This window comes from Synechococcus sp. F70.1, assembly GCF_047502745.1.
Lineage (GTDB): Bacteria > Cyanobacteriota > Cyanobacteriia > Thermostichales > Thermostichaceae > Thermostichus.
On record NZ_JANSJL010000078.1, the window covers coordinates 116,726 to 118,193 of the forward strand.

General features: G+C 61.2%; 1 protein-coding gene. It reads left to right on the plus strand.

Features of this window, described 5'->3' with window-relative positions:
- Positions 1–1,468 (plus strand): HAD-IC family P-type ATPase (locus tag NW860_RS08535; protein ID WP_414513613.1); only part of this gene is annotated, 1,468 nt, incomplete at both ends.

Here is a 1,468-nt window from a genome sequence, read left to right on the forward strand (position 1 = left end):
TTGGATCGAGAAGATCTGCAGCGCTGCCGCCCTCGCCTAGATACCCTCCCCTTTGAATCCCAGTTTCAGTACATGGCTACCTTACACAGATTGGGGCCGGAGGAGCATTGCATTTACGTCAAGGGATCCGCAGAAGCTCTCTTGCCGCGCTGCTGCAGCCAGATGGGATCCCAAGGGGAGATCCAGCCCTTGGAAGCAGAGCCGATTCGCCAGCAGGTGGAGGCCTTGGCGCGGCAGGGGCTGCGAGTTCTGGCCTTTGCCCAAAAAACCGTCCCCAGCAGCCAAACTCAGGTGGATCACTCAGATCTAGAGGAAGGGCTGATTTTCTTGGGCTTGCAGGGGATGATTGATCCGCCGCGGCCGGAGGCCATTGCCGCCGTGCGCGCCTGCCAGAGCGCCGGGATCCAGGTGAAGATGATTACCGGCGACCATGTGCTCACCGCCCAAGCCATTGCCGAGCAGATGGGGCTGGGGGGTGGCAAACCGGTAAAAGCCTACAGCGGCCGGGATCTGGAGCAGCTCGGCCCAGAGGAGTTTGTTACCGCCGCCAACGAGGGATCCGTCTTTGCGCGGGTGGCCCCGGAGCAAAAGCTGCGCCTGGTGAAAGCTCTGCAGTCGCAGGGCCATATCGTGGCCATGACTGGCGATGGAGTTAACGACGCCCCGGCCTTGAAGCAGGCGGACGTGGGGATCGCCATGGGAAGGGGTGGCACCGAAGTGGCCAAAGCCGCCGCCGACATGATCCTGACCGATGACAACTTTGCCTCCATCGAGGCCGCCGTCGAAGAGGGGCGCACCGTTTACAACAACCTGCTCAAGGCCATCGCCTTCATCCTGCCGGTGAACGGAGGGGAGTCAATGACCCTTCTCCTCAGCGTCCTCCTCAACCGCGAGCTGCCCATTTTGGCCATCCAGGTGTTGTGGCTCAACATGATCAACTCCATCACCATGACAGTGCCCCTCTCCTTTGAGCCCAGCACGGGGCGGGAGATGACCCAACCACCGCGGGATCCCGACGCCAATTTGCTTTCTCCCCGGCTGCTGCAACGCATTCTGCTGGTTTCAGCCTTTAACTGGCTCTTGATCTTCGGGGTTTTTGAATACATCGAACAAACCACCGGCAACCTCAACCTGGCCCGCAGCATGGCCATTCAGACGCTGGTGATTGGGCGCATCTTCTACTTGCTCAGCCTCAGCCAGGCTATCCCTACCCTCTTGGGCCGCGGGCGCGCCAGCCAGTTGGAACGCCACGAACGCCTAATGGATGTGGCGGCTATCACCATCGGCATTGGAGCGGCCATCCTGCTGCAGATCCTCTTCAGCCAATGGAGCCTGTTCAACGCTCTCTTCGACACGGCACCGCTAGCTTGGGAGCAGTGGGGCTTCTGCCTGGTGGTGAGCCTGCCAATGATTGGGGTGGCAGCGCTGGCCAACCGGGTGGATCCGGAAGGCGCTTCGCTGGCCCGCT